Source organism: Microbacterium sp. 13-71-7 (assembly GCF_002257455.1).
Taxonomy (GTDB): domain Bacteria; phylum Actinomycetota; class Actinomycetes; order Actinomycetales; family Microbacteriaceae; genus Microbacterium.
The window spans coordinates 1-16,342 of record NZ_NCKN01000079.1; the positions used below are offsets into that span (position 1 = coordinate 1).

Genomic DNA, 16,342 nt, shown 5'->3' on the forward strand with positions numbered 1-16,342 from the left:
CCGCACCGGGGCAGATCGTGCCGGTCGACTCCGAGCACTCGGCGCTCGCGCAGGCGCTGCGGTCCGGGACGAAGCAGGAGGTCCGCAGGCTCGTCGTGACCGCGTCCGGAGGCCCCTTCCGCGGCCGGTCCCGGGCGGAGATGGCCGGGGTGACCCCTGCGGAGGCGCTCGCGCACCCCACCTGGGACATGGGCCGCATGGTCACCACGAACTCGGCGACGCTCGTGAACAAGGGGCTCGAGGTCATCGAGGCGCACCTGCTGTTCGACGTGGACTACGAGCGGATCGAGGTCGTCGTGCACCCGCAGTCGATCGTGCACTCGATGGTCGAGTTCGTGGACGGATCCACGATCGCCCAGGCCTCTCCGCCCGACATGCGCCTGCCCATCTCGCTGGGCCTGGACTGGCCGAACCGCGTGGGCGGCGCCGGGCGGCCGATCGACTGGACGAAGGCCGCGAGCTGGACCTTCGAGCCGCTCGACAACGCGGCGTTCCCCGCGGTCGCCCTGGCGAAGCACGTCGGACGGGCCGGGCGCACCTTCCCCGCCGTCTACAACGCTGCGAACGAGCAGGCCGTGAACGCATTCCACGAGGGACGGCTGAGCTTCCTCGCGATCGTCGACACCATCCAGCGCGTCGTCGACGCCCATGAGCCGCCCGACGACCTCACGGTCGGGTCCCTGGCGGACGCCGAGGCCTGGGCGCGGGCGACCGCGGACCGGATGATCGCCGCACAGGCGTGACCCGCCGGAACGGATCTCCCGGATCCGGGCGAGTGCACAGCCCCGGCACGGCCGTTTCCTAGCCCGGCACCGGTAACGTGGCGGGGTGGAGATCCTGCTATACATCGGCGGCCTGCTGTTCGTGCTGGTCGGGCTCGGTGTCTCGATCGCCCTGCACGAGCTCGGGCACCTCGTCCCCGCCAAGCTGTTCGGCGTGCACGTCGGCCAGTACATGATCGGCTTCGGACCGCGGCTGTTCTCGAAGAAGATCGGCGAGACCGAGTACGGCGTCAAGGCGCTGCCGATCGGCGGCTTCATCTCCATGTCCGGCATGTACCCGCCCTCGCCCGGCGATCAGGCCGACGACGGAGGGCGGAGTCGGTCGCGCGGCGCCTTCCGCACCCTCATCCAGGACGCGAGGGCCGCGAACGACGACACGATCGATCCCGAGCGCGCGAGCCGGGTCTTCTACCTGCTGCCGGTGTGGAAGCGGGTCATCGTCATGTTCGGCGGCCCGTTCATGAACCTCGTGCTCGCGGTCGTCACGTTCACGGTGCTGCTGAGCGGCATCGGACTGCAGCAGGGCACGACCACGATCGCCTCGGTCTCGGAGTGCGTGCTGCCGGCCGGATCCACGCAGACCTCCTGTTCCGCCTCGGACCCGGTGGCTCCCGCGGCGCAGGCCGGGGTCAAGCCGGGGGACAGGATCGTCTCGGTCGACGGCAAGGACGTCCGCACGTTCGCCGAGGCCAGTGCGATCATCCAGGCCTCGCCCGGCAAGGCCCTCCCGCTCGTCGTCGAGCGCGACGGAACCCGGCTGACGCTGCAGCTCACCCCTGTGGCCGCCCAGCGGCAGGAGGCGGACGGCAACGGCCGCGCGGTCGTCGACGACAAGGGCAACGCCGTCATGCACACCGTCGGCTACGCCGGGGTCGGCGCGCAGCTCGCCTATGTGCAGCAGCCGCTGTCGGCCGGCTTCGAACAGGCCATGGCGAACACCGGCGCGGTCGTGCAGCTGATCGGCAATCTGCCGGTGCGGCTGTGGGATGTGGGCGTCTCCCTGGTCACCGGCACGCCGCGGGATCCGAACGGGCCGCTCAGCGTGATCGGCGTCGGCCGTATCGCCGGCGAGGTGGCCGCGGCCGACGCTCCGCTCCTGAATCGCTTCGCCGTGCTGCTGAGCCTCATGGGTTCGCTGAACATCGCCCTCTTCGTGTTCAACCTGATCCCGCTGCTGCCCCTGGACGGCGGGCACATCGTGGTCGCGCTCTGGGACGGGCTGAAGCGCGCCTGGGCCAAGGTGGCAGGGCGTCCGAAGCCCAAGCCCGTGGACGCCACCCGGCTCGTGCCGCTGACGATCGTGGTCGCGGCGCTACTGGTCGGCATGGGCGGTCTGCTGCTCGTCGCCGACCTGTTCCACCCGGTGACGCTCGGCTGAGCCCTCAGCTCAGGGCGTGCCCCACCAGGCGCTGCAGCGTCGTCATCCCGTCGCGCGACAGGATCGACTCCAGATGGCCCTGCACGGAGGCGAACGCCGGGCCGCGCAGCGCGTAGACGTCGCCGGAGACCGGATCCGCGGAGACCTCGGCGACACCGGCCTCGGTCGTGCCAGGCGCGACGCGCGCGGTGAACGTGTTGTAGAAGCCGATCGAGGCGTCCTCCCCGAACACCGGCACCGCCTTCTGCAGACCCTGGTGCGGACTGGCGAGCGGGGCCAGCTCGATCCCGAGCGAGTCCGCGAGGATCTGATGGCTGAGGCACACGGCGAGCAGCGGGCGCGACGATTCGCGGCGACGTGCCACGAGGGCGCGCATCCGGGCGATGCGCGGGGAGGAGCCGTCCCGGGGGTCGCCGGGGCCCGGCCCCGCGATGAGCAGGTCCGCGGCGTCGATCTCGGCGTCGTCGGCCTCCGCCCAGGGCTGGATCCGCACGTCGAGTCCGAGATGGCGCAGCTGGTGCGCGAGCATCGTGGTGAAACGGTCCTCCGCGTCCACGACCACGGCCGTGCGTCCGGCGAAGGGCGCGGTGGCCGACGCCTCGGTGACGCCGTCCTGCGGGTTGATCCAGAACTCGGCGAGGCGGGCGTTGCGGGAGGCGAGCAGAGCCTGGATCGCGGGATCGTCGGCCGGAGTGGCGCCGGATCCCGGGGCGTCGGCGTCCTCGCGGGCCTCGGCGACCACGTCGCGCGCGACGGCGCCGATCGCGCCCAGCACTCCCGCGGCCTTGCCATGGGTCTCGCCGACCTCGCCGGCCGGGTCGGAGTGGCGCACGAGGGTGGCGCCCACCGGGACGCTGACCTCGCCGTCCTTGAGGTACACGGTGCGGATGAGGATCGGCGCATCCAGGTCGTGGCCGCCGGCGTCGTTCGGCGTGAAGAGGGCCGCGACGCCGGAGTAGTAGCCGCGGGGCTTGCGCTCGTGCCGGCGGATCACCGTGCAGGCGTTCTGCATCGGGGATCCCGTCACGGTCGGCGCGAACATGGTCTCGCGCAGGATGTCGCGCGGATCCAGCCGGCTGCTGCCGCGCAGCATGTACTCGGTGTGCGTGAGCCGCGACATCTGCTTGAGGTGCGGGCCGGTGATCCGCCCGCCGTCGGAGCAGACCGCGCTCATCATCTTGAGCTCCTCGTCGACCACCATGAACAGCTCCTCCGTCTCCTTCGTCGAGGAGAGGAACTCGCCCAGAGCCGCCGTGGTCGAGCCGCCCGCGGGGTGGCGGAACGTGCCGGAGATGGGGTTCATGGTCACCACGCCGCCCTGCGCGACGACGTGCGCCTCGGGGCTCGCGCCGACCGCGATCACGCCGGGGGAGACGACCGCGAACGTCCAGTACGCGCCGCGCTCGTGCTCCAGCAGTGCGCGGAACCAGGTGAGCGCCGCCGTGCGCTCCGCCTGCGGGACCGTCGTGTCGATGCGGGCGGTGTAGTCGCGGCGGATCACGAAGTTCGCGCCCTCGCCGCGCCCGATCTCGTCGGCGATCACGCGTTCGACGATCGCGGCGTAGTCCTCGTCGCTGAGGTCGAAGCCTCCGTCGTGGAGCGGGATCGGGTCGGCGGGCAGCGCGGCCCGCACCTCGTCCGCGGGCAGGTGCAGGTGCTCGTCCACGATCAGGCAGCGCAGCGGCGCGCCGTCGTCCTGCGCTTCGAAGCCGCGCTCGCGCACCTGACGGTAGGGGACGAGCGAGAACACCTCGCGGCGCTCGCCGCCGGTGCCGAGGGGGATGTCTGCGAGGTTCGACACGTCGACGATCTCGCCGGTGAGCAGCTCGACGTCGTCCGAGCCTTCGCGGGCGAGCAGGACGAACGACGAATCGAGGGCGTGGATCCGGTCGGCGGTGGTCATGAGGGTGCTCCTGAAAAAGGGATCCGACGCGGCAGAAACGACAAGACCGCCCCGGAAGGCGGTCTGGATCGTGGGTCGCGAACTCTCCGCCTAACGGGCGGGCCACCAAGAGCGGTTCGCGGACATGCGCCGAAACTACCACACGGATCCCGTCCAGCTGCGCACGGGTACCCTGGATGACGTGCCAGCTGTGAACCTGGGGATGCCCCGGATCCCCGATGTCCTCGCCCCGCGACGCAAGAGCCGCCAGATCAAGGTCGGCAAGGTGCTCGTCGGCGGCGGTGCTCCCGTCAGCGTGCAGTCGATGACGACCACGAAGACCACCGACATCAACGGGACGCTGCAGCAGATCGCCGAACTCACGGCCTCCGGCTGCGAGATCGTGCGTGTCGCCGTGCCGTCCCAGGACGATGCCGACGTGCTGCACATCATCGCGAAGAAGAGCCAGATCCCGGTCATCGCGGACATCCACTTCCAGCCGAAGTACGTGTTCCAGGCGATCGACGCCGGCTGCGCGGCGGTGCGCGTGAACCCGGGCAACATCCGCAAGTTCGACGATCAGGTCGGCGCCATCGCGAAGGCCGCGAAGGATGCCGGCGTCTCGCTGCGGATCGGCGTGAACGCGGGGTCCCTCGACCCGCGCCTGCTCGAGAAGTACGGCAAGGCCACCCCCGAGGCGCTCGCCGAGAGCGCGCGCTGGGAGGCGTCGCTGTTCGAGGAGCACGACTTCCACGACTTCAAGATCTCGGTCAAGCACAACGACCCCGTCGTCATGGTGAAGGCCTACCGTCTGCTCGCCGCGATGGGCGACTGGCCGCTGCACCTCGGTGTGACCGAGGCGGGCCCCGCCTTCCAGGGCACGATCAAGTCGGCGACCGCCTTCGGGATCCTGCTCGGCGAGGGCATCGGCGACACGATCCGCGTCTCGCTGTCCGCCCCTCCCGCCGAGGAGGTCAAGGTCGGCCACCAGATCCTGCAGTCGCTGAACCTGCGCGAGCGCAAGCTCGAGATCGTGTCCTGCCCGTCTTGCGGACGCGCGCAGGTCGATGTCTACACGCTCGCCGAGAACGTCACCGAGGGGCTCAAGGACATGACCGTGCCGCTGCGCGTGGCCGTCATGGGCTGCGTCGTGAACGGTCCTGGCGAGGCCCGAGAGGCCGACCTCGGCGTCGCCTCCGGCAACGGCAAGGGGCAGATCTTCGTCAAGGGCGAGGTCATCAAGACCGTGCCGGAGGAGGACATCGTCGCGACCCTCATCGAGGAGGCGAACCGCATCGCCGACGAGATGGGTCCGAACGCGCCGCTCGGCACCGCGCAGGTCGTCACCAGCTGAGGGGCACCCCGTAGCGCGAGTGCTCCGTGGAGGGGTCGCGTGACACAGTGAGACCTTTCCGAGGAGGAATCATGAGCCAGCTTCCCGCTGCCGTGCAGCGCATGGTCGACGCCATCAACGACGCCGACACCGAGGCGTTCGTCGCCGCCTTCACGCCGGACGGCTTCGTCAGCGACTGGGGCAACGTCAAGGCCGGCCCCGAGGGCGTGCGCGCCTGGGCGGGGTCCGACGCGATCGGTGCCGGCGCCCGCATGACGGTGCTGTCCGCGGACACCGAGGGCGATACGACGCGCATCCGCTTCGGCTGGCGCAGCAGCGTCTTCAACGGCGAGTCGGACGGGATCTTCGTGGTCTCCGGCGATCGCCTGGCCAGCTTCACCATCCCGCCGTCGCACTGACGCGCGCTTCCCCGTCACCTTGTCTGGAGTCTCCGTGTCGCACAGCACCGTCGTCACCTTCCCCTCGGGGTCCCTCGTCGAGTCCGCACGCGTCGTGGGCGTGCACCCGGCGGAGGAAGGGGCGGTCGTCGTGCTGGACCGCACTCCGTTCCACCCCGTCGACCACACCTGGCCGGATCAGCCGGGCGATCGGGGTGCGTTGCGCGTGGGCGACGTGGAGGTCGCCGTGACCGAGGCCGTCATGGCGGCGGTGAGCGATGAGGGTGTGGTCGCGGTCGGCGCCGACATCCCGGTCAAGCGCGGTGCGGAGGGCTGGACCTGGCTCGTCGGGCACCGGGTCGCGGCCGTGCCCTCGGCGCTCGCCGCAGGCGCCGCGGCCGAGGCGACGGTCGATGCGGAGCGCCGTGCGGGACTGAGCCGCGGGCACACCGCCTGTCACCTCGCGTCCCTGGCCCTGGATCTCGCGGTCGCCGATCTGTGGCGCAAGGATCCCGGATCCGACGCGCTGGGCAATCCCGATTTCGAGGGCCGTGCGAATCAGACGAGCTCGATCGACGAGAACGGTTCGGTCGACGAGTACCGGCTCGGCAAGAGCCTGCGCAAGGCGGGCTTCGACACCGAGGGCTTCGCCGCGTCCGTGGCGGAACGCGAGGAGCGCATCAACGCGCAGCTCGCCGCCTGGGTGGCGTCCGGCGCAGCGAGCCGGATCGAGGTCGACGGCGACACGATCGTGGACCGTCGCCGCTGGGTGTGCGGCCTGCCCGAGGGCACGGCGTCGATCCTCTGCGGCGGCACGCACGTGTCGTCCCTCGCGGAGTTCGCGTCCATCCGGGTGTCGCTGGATCTGACGGATCCGCAGCTGCTGGTCATGACGACCTCGGTGGTGCCGGCTTAGTCGATGCGCCCGCGGCCGTCGACCGCGCCAGACTGGGTGCATGACGATCTGCGAGGTCCCGGCCGTTTCCGGCGTGCACCCGGCGCTGGCCGGCAGATTCAGCCCCGTGGGGTTCGACCCGGAGCTCGAGATCAGCGCTGCGCAGGTCGATTCGCTGCTCGACGCCGCGAGGATGGCTCCCTCCGCCGGGAACGGTCAGCCCTGGATGTTCCTCGTCGCCCGGCGAGGCGATGAGATCCACCGCCGGATCGTGCCGCATCTTGCCCGGAGCTCGTCTGTGTGGGCGCCCGACGCGTCATTGCTGGTGGTGAATTGCGCGCATGTGCTGGTCGAGGGGACCGAGGACTGGGAGTATTCGGAGTTCGCCCGCTACGACCTCGGCCAGGCCGTCGCCCACATGACGATCCAGGGTCTTCATCTCGGCCTCGACGCGCATCAGTTCCGGGCCTTCGATCGCGACGCGCTCGCCGCCGAGTTCCAGATCCCGCCGCATTGGGAGGTCACGACCATGACCGCGTTCGGCCGCGCGTCCCATGCCCCTGGCGAGGTTCGGGCTGCGGGCACGAGCCGTGAACGCGTCGGCCGCGACGACATCACCTGGGCCCGCGACTGATCGCGTCGGCCGCGACGACATCACCTGGGCCCGCGACTGATCGCGAGAAGTCGTCGTGTGCCTGTGTTCCGTCATGCCGCCGCATGGAACCGCTTCCGCCATGGTTCGGCCACGGCCCAGGCATACCGAAGGGCGGGTCTGGGCGAGAGTGCGAAAGTCTGCCCGCGAGGGTGATGGAGCACGAAGTCGTCCTTCTTGTGACGGCTGATCCGCCAACCGCCGTGATGCAGCTGCATGTGATGGAACCGGCAGAGCAGAATGCCGCGATCGATGTCGGTGCGGCCGTCATCGCGGACCCATTCGTCGATGTGGTGCGCTTCGCCATAGGACGCCGGCCGGTCGCACCCCATCCACCGGCATCCGCCGTCCCGGATGGCGAGCGCCACTCGCTGCGCGGGTGTGAAGAGGCGGTGTTCGCGACCGACGTCGAGCGGGTTCCCTCGGGAGTCGACCGCGACCGTGACGGCGCCGACATCGCACTTGTGCTGCTCGGCGACCGCGGCGGGGAAGGCGTGCAGGTGATCCTCCGCGTGTGCGATCGGTTCCGCGGTGCCGTCGCCATGCACGACCTGGACGATGCGGACCCCCGCCCTCCGGGCGCCGAACACGGCAGGGGCCTCGGCCACAGCACCAGCGCGGAGCAGATCGAGGAACAGATCGTAGGTGAGCTGGTCGTTCGTGCGGGGATCGTCGGTCAGCGCCTGCGCACGGGCCTTCTCCTCCGCATCGACGAACCGAGGGCCGCCGGTCCGCGGACGCATGGCGTTGGCGATGATGGTGGTCGCCCACAGGTAGCCCTCGTCGTCGAAGTCGATCGCACCCCGCTTGTGACCGTCGGCCGTGGTCCACACGCGGAACGAGCGCCGCGAGTACCGTTCCTGGAACCGTCGGGCCGCGCCTTCGGGGTCGAGGCGGTCACGGATCGCGCGCGCCGCGGAGCTCAGCATCTCCGGAGTGTCGTGAGCCGCCGCGTCCATCAGCTGATCGGCGGCGACCTCCCACAACTCGCGCATGAGCGCCTCGCGCTCGGTGTCGTCGCGCTCGGTGTCGTGGCGCTCGGTGTCCTCGCGCTCCGCGTCGTCGGCGTCTTCCGCCTTATCGATGGCGAGGGGAGGATCTGCGAGCCCCTGACGGATGGCGTCGTGCTGCGCCGGCGTGATCCGCCCGTCGAGCAGGGCGAGATCGAGTCCGGCGTGCCACGGGGCGACCGGCTTCTCCGCGCGAATCGCCTCGTCGTCCGAAGACGAGTCGCCGACGGGCGGGCCTGACGAAGCCGTCGTGGTCGCCGAGGCGAGGAGCGACTCGCCGATGCGCACCTGCCTGCTGGCCTCGGCTCTCGTCGATCCGGTGATCTGCTGCACGAGCGAGGCGGCGTTGCGGTGTCCGCGGGACTGGGCGAGCCCGGCCTGCCCGGCCTCGCGGGACGAACGGGCCGCGATGACACCGGTGGCCGCTGCGCGGATCCGCTCCCCGCTCTGGACCAGCGCCGTCGCCGCGGTGATCGCATCGACCGCTCGCGCGTCGTCGAGGCTCTCGATGAGCGGGACGAGCTCGGTCGCTTCGAGAGCATCACCGAGCAGCGCGCGCAGGGTCTGAACCTGCGCATCGATGTCGGTGAAAAGTTCCATGCTCCATTCTCTCGACCACCACCGACATTCCGAGAGATGATCCAGGATCGGGGAAGAACTTCGAGCAGGAGTGATCTGTGCGGATCGAAAGCGAAGGGTCTCGCGGTGCGATCAGCGCACGTAGCCCTCGTAGACTCGACCTCCGGCGAGGTCGAGCTCATGCTCGACCTGCGCCGCGAACGACGAGTGATCGCCGATCAGCAGTGGAGCGGAGAGCTGCGCCGCTCGTTGCGGATCGAAGTCGCGGAGCCGCCGCGGCAGCCACTTGCCCGATGCGACCCATCGACCGTTCGTGAGAAGGATCAGCTCAGCGGTGCGATCGAACAGTGCTGCGGCAAGCTGGTGGCGCTCCAAAGCATCGTCGGCGTCGAGGAAGTCGTCGAGCAGATCGGTGATGACATAGCGGCGCGTCGTGGACTCGGCATCGCCCAGCGTCGGACCGGACTGGAGCACGGAGGCCCAGCGGTCGCGCAGAGACCGAAGCTCCGGTCCGGTGCGCAACGGCAACCCCTCTACCAGCATGTGCACGATCACCGGCCGATGCTGGGCGACGCCGCGTCGCGCCCATTCCTCGAACCCGGACGGGGTGTAGGCGAACACCTCGACCGCCTCGCCTTCGAAGCCATAGGTGCCGGCGTGGCTCGAAGAGCCGCGCACCGTGTGAGCGTCGGCGAAGAGGTCTTCTCCGATCAGCAGCAGATCGAGGTCGCTGGTCGCCGTGCGCGTGCCGCGCGCCGTGCTTCCGGCGAGCACCGCGGTGGTCGCGGCAGGGAAGTGCATGGCGACGAATCGCTCGGCGAGGGCGATGTGATCCATCGGTTCAGCGTAGTCGCGCGATGGTCCGACGCCGGGTCGAAGATGCGCGCCGAGCAACGCTCAGGGCCGATCCAGCCCCCGGTCGTCGATCCAGGTCCGCCAGGGCGTCACCGTCCGGATGAAGGCGACCGCGTCGAACGCGTCGCTCGCGCGACCCGGCTGGATCACGTCGCCGTTGTGCCACCCTGTCGTGGCGTCGAGGACGACCTCCGCCGCGACCGGGGCTGTGCGCAGGTCGACGACGGCATCGTCGATCCCGGAGCGCTCGATCGCCGCGTCGAGGCTGGCTCGATCGAGCGAGCCGATCGGCGCGATGAAGGGGCGGGAATGCCCCGGAGGATCCCCAGGATCCGGGCGGTGCAGCCATTGCCGACCGCCGCCGAACGCCGTCCCGATCACCACGAGGTCGTCGCCGAGCCGGTCGGCGAGGTGCCCGCCCATGGTCGTCATCGGATCCGGGACGAACGGGGGAGCGGAGAACGGGGTGCGCTGCACATGTCCGTTGGCCGCCGCGACCACGATGCGGGGCTCCCGTTGCAGGACCCACTGCACCGTGTCGGCCATCCACGCGTCGCGGATGTTCGCGGCGGGCCAGGTGCGGGTGGATCCGGCCGTCATCGCCTGCAGGAAGGCGTCGGCGGCGCGGGCGCTCTCGGCGGCGCGGATCGCGACGTCCACCCGGCGCTCCGCCGCGGCGTCACCGTCGAGCGCGGCGATCTGCTCGCGTCGCCGTGCGCTGATGCGCGCCGCGAGGTCAGCGATGCCGACGGTGATCCTCGCGCGATCCGGTGCCGGCAGCGCCAGGTACGCGCGGATTGTGGGCGCCGCCTGCGCCAGGCCGGTGCGGTCGTCGGGGAGATAGCCGAACAGAGGCAGCAGCGTGGTGCGGACGTGCGCGGCGTAGTGCGGATCCGCGTCGTCGAGCACCTCGAGCGCGGCGAGCACACCGGGCAGCGCGCTCGCCGAGGAGTCGGGCAGATCCATCCCGTACCAGCGCGGGGCGGAGCGCCCTGTCGCGGTGCGCTCGCGCATCCAGGTGAGCTGGTCGAGCATCTCCTGGCAGGCGCCGAATCCGTACGAGATCCCGTCCCTCAGAGCGTCCCGCAGGCTGCCGCGCCCGGTGCGGATCCACTCGTCGACCAGCCTTCCCTCCGGCAACCCGCTCTCCGTCACGAGGGCCGTGAAGCCGGCGCGACGATGCAGGAACCGGAACACGCGGTGGCGCAGCGCGAAGAACTCGTGCACGCGGTGCATCGACTCGCCGATCGCGACGACGCGGGCATCGCCGACGATGTCGAGGAGCGGCTCGAGGTCCGTGTCGTCGTCGTCATCCGGATCCAGCGTGCGCAGACGGTGCGCGCGGCCGCGGAGCCACGCGGTCACGGTGTCAGGGGAGTCGCTATACGACTGCAAAGGCCGCCTGCCCCTTCGCGACGTCGACGGAGTTCAGCACCACCTGGATGGTCGCGCCCGCGGCCGCGGAGTCCGGCAGCGCCATCGACGCGGTCACGGGCGGATCCGCGATCTGCACGGTGCCGCGCTCGCCGTTGCGCCGGATCACGACGGCGGAGAAGGTCTCGCCGACGTGCGGGGAGAGCACGGCGGCCTCCACGAGATCGAGCGTGCGCGAGTTCAGCGCGGAGGACCGCTGCGCCGCGGCGCGCATCAGGTCGGGAACCTGCTCCATGCTCTCGTGCACCCACGCGGGGATCTCCTGGCCACGGCTCACCGCGAGCGAGATCGCGAGGGACCAGCGATCCACGAGACGACGCAGCGGCGCGGTGGCGTGCGCATAGGGTGCGGCGATCGCGGCCTGCGTCGCCTGCGCGGGGGCCTCGCCGTCGAACGCGACGTATCCGGCGCCGCGGAACAGTGCGGACGCCGCCTCCAGGATCGGCAGGGTGCGCGGATCGTCCCTGTCGAGGCCGCGCAGGTAGTCGCCGTAGCGGCCCGTCGTCCACGGCACGCCGAGCGCCTGGGTCTGCCGGCGGAAGGTGTCGAACGCGGCGTCGTCCGGCTGGGGCATGGTCCGCAGGATCCCGACCTTCGCCTGCAGCATGAGCTGCGCGGCCGCCATGCCCGTCATGAGCGACAGCTGCGCGTTCCAGTCCTCGACCGGAAGCGGCGTGCGGCGCTCGATCGCGTAGGTACCGTCGTCCTTGCGCACGACCTCGTCGTCCGGCAGGTTCAGGCTCGCACCTCCCCGCTGCGCCTCCTGCGCCAGGCGCAGGCGCCCCACCTCCGGGAGGAGTGCGGCCGGGCTGTCCCTGCCGGCATCGAGGTCCGCCTGGGTCGTGACGTAGTCCAGCTTCGCGCGGGAGCGGATCAGCGCGCGTTCCAGCCGCGTGTCGGTCACCGTTCCCGCCTCGTCCAGCGCGAAGGTCCATACGAGGGCGGGGCGGTCCTGGTCCGGCAGCAGCGAGGCGCGGCCCTCGCTGAGGACCGGCGGATGCAGCGGGATCGTCCCGTCCGCCGCGTACAGGGTCTCGCCGCGGGCGCGTGCCGCGGCGTCGAGCGCACCGCCCGGCGTCACGAACGACGGGACATCCGCGATCGCGTAGCGGACGGTGTATCCGGATCCGCTGCGCTCGATCTGGAAGGCCTGGTCGAGATCCATGGATCCCGCCGGGTCCAAGGTGGCGAACGCGATGTCGCGCAGGTCCAGCTCCGGCGCCGGCGCGGTGGCGGAGGCGGCCTCCGCGAGCGCCTCGGGCGGGAATCCGGTCGGCGCGTCGATCTCGGTGCGCAACGCGGCGAGCGCCGTGGCGAGCTCGCTCTGTGCGGCGGACGGGGCGACGTGCGATCGGCGCTGCAGCATGGGTTCAGCCTAGGCCGCCCCCTGCGTCCGAGCCGGGTATTAGCGTTGTGCCCATGACCACCTCTGCCGACAAGGCCCGCACCCTCGCCGCGCTCTACGCGGCCCCCGAGATCCTCCGCGTCGTGAACGTCTGGGACGTCGTCTCCGCCCGGGCGATCGCCGCCCTGCCCGAGACCACGGCCATCGCCACGGCGGGCCACGCCATCGCCTCGTCCTTCGGCTACGCCGACGGCGCGATCCCGCGCGAGCTCATGCTCGACATGGCGGGCCGCATCGCCGCCGCGGTCGAGCTGCCCGTGACCGCCGACCTCGACGACGGCTACGGCGACCCGGGCGAGACCGTGCGCCTCGCGATCGGGGCCGGCATCGTCGGCGCGAACGTCGAGGACCGGCTGCGTCCCCTTGCCGAGGCCGCGGCCGACGTCGAGGCGATGATCCGCGCGGGCGAGGCCGAGGGAGTGCCCTTCGTGCTGAACGCGCGCACCGACGCGTTCGTCCGCGGCGGCGGTCGCCCGGTCGCCGAGTCCCTGGCCGACGCGATCGAGCGCGGGCGGGCCTTCCTCGACGCCGGCGCCACGTGCGTCTTCGTGCCGGGGATCCTCGACGCCGACACCACCCGCGCCCTCGTCGAAGGGATCGGGCACGGCAAGGTCAGCGTGATCGGCCTGCCCGGCGCGCTCACCTCGACCGAGTACGAGGCGCTCGGCGCCGCCCGCATCTCGTACGGACCGCTGCCGCAGCGCGTCGCGCTCACCGCGCTGCAGGACAGCGCGGCGGAGATCTACGCCGGCGGCGTCATCCCCGCCGGCACGCGCGCTCTCAACTGACGCGACCACCCGATCGCCCCGCCTCGGCCCCCGCACAGGCGGGGCGATCGCCGTCACTAGACTTGCCTGGTGGTCACACGTCTCTCGAATTTCTTCCTCCGCACGCTCCGCGAAGACCCGGCCGGCGCCGAGGTCGCGAGCCACAAGCTGCTGATCCGCGCCGGATACATCCGGCCGCAGGCGTCGGGCATCTTCGCCTGGCTTCCGCTGGGCCTGCGCGTCAAGGCGCGCATCGAGAAGGTGGTCCGCGAGGAGATGGCCGCCGCGGGCGCCCAGGAGGTGCACTTCCCCGCACTCATGCCGCGTGAGGCATACGAGGCGACCGGGCGCTGGGAGGAGTACGGCGACCTGCTGTTCCGTCTCCAGGACCGCAAGGGCGGCGACTATCTGCTCGCGCCCACGCACGAGGAGGCGTTCACGCTGCTCGTGAAGGACCTGTACTCCTCGTACAAGGATCTGCCGCTGACGATCTACCAGATCCAGGACAAGTACCGCGACGAGGCCCGGCCGCGCGCCGGCCTGCTGCGCGGCCGCGAGTTCACCATGAAGGACGCCTACTCCTTCGACGCCGGCGATGCCGGCCTCGAGGTCAGCTACCAGGCGCAGCGCGACGCCTACGAGCGCATCTTCCAGCGCCTCGGCCTGGAGTACGTCATCGTGCAGGCCGACGCGGGAGCGATGGGCGGATCCCGCAGCGAGGAGTTCCTGCACCCGACCCCGGTCGGCGAGGACACCTTCGTGCGCTCGGAGGGCGGCTACGCGGCCAACGTCGAGGCGTACACGACCGCGATCCCCGGGCCCCTCCCGTTCGACGCGGACGGCGCCCCCGTGATCTTCGACTCGCCGGACACGCCCACGATCGAGACGCTCGTGACGCATGCGAACGCGCACCTCGAGGGAGAGTTCACGGCGGCCGACACCCTGAAGAACGTCGTGCTCGCGCTCACGCATCTCGACGGCACCCGCGAACTCGTCGTCATCGGCATCCCCGGCGACCGCGAGGTCGACGAGAAGCGCGCCGAGGTCGCCTTCGCGCCGGCCGAGATCGAGCCGGCGACCCCCGAGGACTTCGAGAAGCACCCGCTGCTGGTCAAGGGCTACATCGGTCCGTGGTCGCCGACGGGCGCGATCCTCGGCGAGGAGTCCGCGACGGGGATCCGGTACCTCCTCGACCCCCGCGTCGTCGAGGGCACGAGCTGGATCACGGGTGCGAACATCGACCAGAAGCACGCGCACTCGGTGATCGCGGGCCGCGACTTCTCCGCCGACGGCATCGTGGAGATCGCCAACGTGCGCGAGGGCGACCCCGCCCCGGACGGATCCGGCCCGGTGCACCTCGCGCGCGGCATGGAGATCGGCCACGTCTTCCAGCTCGGCCGCAAGTACGCCGACGCGCTCGGGCTCAAGGTGCTCGACGAGAACGGCAAGCTCGTCACCGTCACGATGGGCTCCTACGGCATCGGCGTGACCCGCATCCTCGCGATCATCGCCGAGCTCAACAACGACGAGAAGGGGCTCATCTGGCCCGCGGCCGTCGCCCCGTTCGACGTGCACGTGGTGGCCGCCGGCCGCGACCAGATCGCGTTCGACGTGGCCGCGGACGCCGCGGCGCAGCTCGAGGCCGCGGGTCTCGACGTGCTCTACGACGACCGCCCCAAGGTCTCACCCGGGGTCAAGTTCGGCGACGCCGAGCTCGTGGGCGTGCCGCGCGTGCTCGTGGTCGGCCGCGGCGCGGCCGATGGCCAGGTCGAGCTGTGGGATCGTCGCAGCGGCGAGCGCGACACCGTCTCCCTCGCGGAGGCCCTGCGCACGCTCGCCGCGCGCTGACCGCGCACGCACGGGAAGGCCCCGGGATCCGAATCGGATCCCGGGGCCTTCCGCGGTGCGGGTCACTCCGCGGTGATCTCGCAGCCCAGCGCGAGCGACGCGTAGGACAGGATGTTCGCGCGGTAGGTGGTCGCGCCGTGCTCGAGGCCGATCAGCGGGTAGAGGTCGTACGCGTCCTCGAGGGCGACGATGTTGCGCGCGATCACGGTGAGCTCCGCCGCGGGCCGGAAGACGCCCAGCGCCGCCCCGATCTCGATCGTGGATCGGTACAGGCCCACCTGACGCTCCACGATCGAGCGATGCAGCGGACGGTACTGGGGCTGCTCGCGCAGCAGCGGGATGCTCTCGTAGGCCATGCGCAGGTGATCGCTGATCTCGTCGGGGACGCCCGCCTCGACCAGCTTCGCCAGCCGTCGGATCGGATCCGGCTCCTGCTCCGCGATCACCCTGCGGTGCTCGTACATCTCCTCCAGCACGCCCTCGACGGTCGCGTACATGAGGTCGTCGAAGCTCGGGAAGTAGTAGAGCACGCTGCCGGCGCTGACCGATGCCTCGGCCGCGACCGCGCGCACGTTCGTCGCGTTCAGCCCGCTCCGGCCGGCGACGCGGCGGGTGGCCGAGATGAGCTCCGCGCGGCGTGCGCTGTGCTTGTGCTGTGTCGGCACGGCGACCCCTTCCTGCGGGCTGTCGGAGCCGTCGCGTCCGGATCCCGGCGCTCAGCCCTCGTCGTCCACGACCACCGTGGTCAGCTCAGCATAGTGCCGGGGATTGCGGGCCTTGAGCACGAAGCCGATCACGATCCCGGCCAGGAACAGGACGGGGGTCGGCGCGAGCAGGGCGATGTTGATCGGCCCCTCGACGCCGGAGACGAGGCTGAAGTTCGTCGCGATGAGGATCCATCCCACGATCAGGCCGATCGCGCCGAGCGCCGGCGCGACGAGCACGCGCCAGACGCTGTGCCCTCTGCGGTCGCGCAGGAAGAAGCCGACGACCGCGATCGCTGCGACCGCCTGCGCGAACACGAGTCCCGCGACTCCCACGGAATACACCGGCAGGGCGAAACCGAGGAACGGATCCGCCCCGGTCGCGAGGGTGATCACGATCGCCGCGAGCGAGATGACGCT

The 16,342-nt window shown here is 71.1% G+C and carries 14 protein-coding genes and 1 pseudogene; 8 read left to right on the forward strand and 7 right to left on the reverse strand.

All coding sequences use genetic code 11. The features are described from left to right. The coding region (locus B7X32_RS09520; protein WP_292718887.1) for a 1-deoxy-D-xylulose-5-phosphate reductoisomerase at positions 1-743 on the forward strand (743 nt) is incomplete at its 5' end. Positions 744-828: 85 nt separating this feature from the next. Then, positions 829-2,160 (forward strand): site-2 protease family protein, encoded by a 1,332-nt coding sequence (locus B7X32_RS09525; protein ID WP_292718889.1) that lies wholly within the window; start codon positions 829-831, stop codon positions 2,158-2,160. A gap of 4 nt (positions 2,161-2,164) precedes the next feature. Here the strand turns inward: B7X32_RS09525 and B7X32_RS09530 are convergent, their stop codons facing one another. Beyond that, positions 2,165-4,063, reverse strand: a complete 1,899-nt coding sequence (locus B7X32_RS09530; RefSeq protein ID WP_292718891.1) for a chorismate-binding protein — start codon at positions 4,061-4,063, stop codon at positions 2,165-2,167. A gap of 181 nt (positions 4,064-4,244) precedes the next feature. Here B7X32_RS09530 and ispG point away from each other — a divergent pair, with 181 nt between their 5' ends. The 4 genes from ispG (at position 4,245) to B7X32_RS09550 (ending at position 7,302) form a co-directional block, all read left to right on the forward strand. Continuing rightward, positions 4,245-5,396, forward strand: coding sequence for a flavodoxin-dependent (E)-4-hydroxy-3-methylbut-2-enyl-diphosphate synthase (gene ispG, locus B7X32_RS09535; RefSeq protein ID WP_181158161.1), 1,152 nt, complete (start codon positions 4,245-4,247; stop codon positions 5,394-5,396). Positions 5,397-5,467: 71 nt separating this feature from the next. Next, positions 5,468-5,794, forward strand: coding sequence for a nuclear transport factor 2 family protein (locus tag B7X32_RS09540; protein ID WP_292718894.1), 327 nt, complete (start codon positions 5,468-5,470; stop codon positions 5,792-5,794). Positions 5,795-5,828: 34 nt separating this feature from the next. Then, positions 5,829-6,689: a hypothetical protein gene (locus B7X32_RS09545; protein WP_292718896.1), complete on the forward strand. Its 861-nt coding sequence runs from the start codon at positions 5,829-5,831 to the stop codon at positions 6,687-6,689. A 40-nt stretch (positions 6,690-6,729) separates the two neighbouring features. Beyond that, the gene (locus B7X32_RS09550; protein WP_292718898.1) at positions 6,730-7,302 is read left to right on the forward strand and encodes a nitroreductase family protein; all 573 of its coding nucleotides are present in this window, start codon (positions 6,730-6,732) and stop codon (positions 7,300-7,302) included. A 71-nt stretch (positions 7,303-7,373) separates the two neighbouring features. On the opposite strand, the gene B7X32_RS09555 is transcribed toward B7X32_RS09550, so the two are convergent. From B7X32_RS09555 to B7X32_RS09570, 4 genes are all read right to left on the reverse strand, one after another. Next, the gene (locus B7X32_RS09555) at positions 7,374-8,930 is read right to left on the reverse strand and encodes an HNH endonuclease signature motif containing protein (protein ID WP_292718900.1); all 1,557 of its coding nucleotides are present in this window, start codon (positions 8,928-8,930) and stop codon (positions 7,374-7,376) included. Between the two features lie 111 nt (positions 8,931-9,041). Further along, complete coding sequence (locus B7X32_RS09560; RefSeq protein WP_292718902.1) at positions 9,042-9,746, reverse strand: nucleotidyltransferase domain-containing protein; 705 nt, start codon at positions 9,744-9,746, stop codon at positions 9,042-9,044. Positions 9,747-9,806: 60 nt separating this feature from the next. Continuing rightward, positions 9,807-11,129, reverse strand: coding sequence for an erythromycin esterase family protein (locus B7X32_RS09565; RefSeq protein WP_292718904.1), 1,323 nt, complete (start codon positions 11,127-11,129; stop codon positions 9,807-9,809). A 16-nt stretch (positions 11,130-11,145) separates the two neighbouring features. Next, positions 11,146-12,564, reverse strand: coding sequence for an RNB domain-containing ribonuclease (locus B7X32_RS09570; protein WP_292718906.1), 1,419 nt, complete (start codon positions 12,562-12,564; stop codon positions 11,146-11,148). A 53-nt stretch (positions 12,565-12,617) separates the two neighbouring features. On the opposite strand from B7X32_RS09570, the gene B7X32_RS09575 reads away from it, so the two are divergent. Both B7X32_RS09575 and B7X32_RS09580 read left to right on the forward strand, forming a co-directional pair. After that, complete coding sequence (locus B7X32_RS09575) at positions 12,618-13,391, forward strand: isocitrate lyase/phosphoenolpyruvate mutase family protein (protein WP_292718908.1); 774 nt, start codon at positions 12,618-12,620, stop codon at positions 13,389-13,391. A 69-nt stretch (positions 13,392-13,460) separates the two neighbouring features. Further along, positions 13,461-15,218, forward strand: coding sequence for a proline--tRNA ligase (locus B7X32_RS09580; RefSeq protein ID WP_292718910.1), 1,758 nt, complete (start codon positions 13,461-13,463; stop codon positions 15,216-15,218). A gap of 62 nt (positions 15,219-15,280) precedes the next feature. Here the strand turns inward: B7X32_RS09580 and B7X32_RS09585 are convergent, their stop codons facing one another. Together B7X32_RS09585 and B7X32_RS09590 are read right to left on the reverse strand one after the other, a co-directional pair. After that, positions 15,281-15,883: a TetR family transcriptional regulator gene (locus B7X32_RS09585; protein WP_292718912.1), complete on the reverse strand. Its 603-nt coding sequence runs from the start codon at positions 15,881-15,883 to the stop codon at positions 15,281-15,283. 51 nt (positions 15,884-15,934) lie between these two features. Further along, positions 15,935-16,342: pseudogene (locus B7X32_RS09590) on the reverse strand (APC family permease); the annotation flags it as partial.

Excerpts from the sequence above, each read along its gene's own strand:
- B7X32_RS09530 (WP_292718891.1), bottom strand. The coding sequence starts at position 4,063 with ATGACCACCGCCGACCGGATCCACGCCCTCGATTCGTCGTTCGTCCTG.
- B7X32_RS09575 (WP_292718908.1), top strand. The coding sequence starts at position 12,618 with ATGACCACCTCTGCCGACAAGGCCCGCACCCTCGCCGCGCTCTACGCG.
- B7X32_RS09540 (WP_292718894.1), top strand. The coding sequence starts at position 5,468 with ATGAGCCAGCTTCCCGCTGCCGTGCAGCGCATGGTCGACGCCATCAAC.
- B7X32_RS09555 (WP_292718900.1), bottom strand. The coding sequence starts at position 8,930 with ATGGAACTTTTCACCGACATCGATGCGCAGGTTCAGACCCTGCGCGCG.
- B7X32_RS09560 (WP_292718902.1), bottom strand. The coding sequence starts at position 9,746 with ATGGATCACATCGCCCTCGCCGAGCGATTCGTCGCCATGCACTTCCCT.
- B7X32_RS09570 (WP_292718906.1), bottom strand. The coding sequence starts at position 12,564 with ATGCTGCAGCGCCGATCGCACGTCGCCCCGTCCGCCGCACAGAGCGAG.
- B7X32_RS09550 (WP_292718898.1), top strand. The coding sequence starts at position 6,730 with ATGACGATCTGCGAGGTCCCGGCCGTTTCCGGCGTGCACCCGGCGCTG.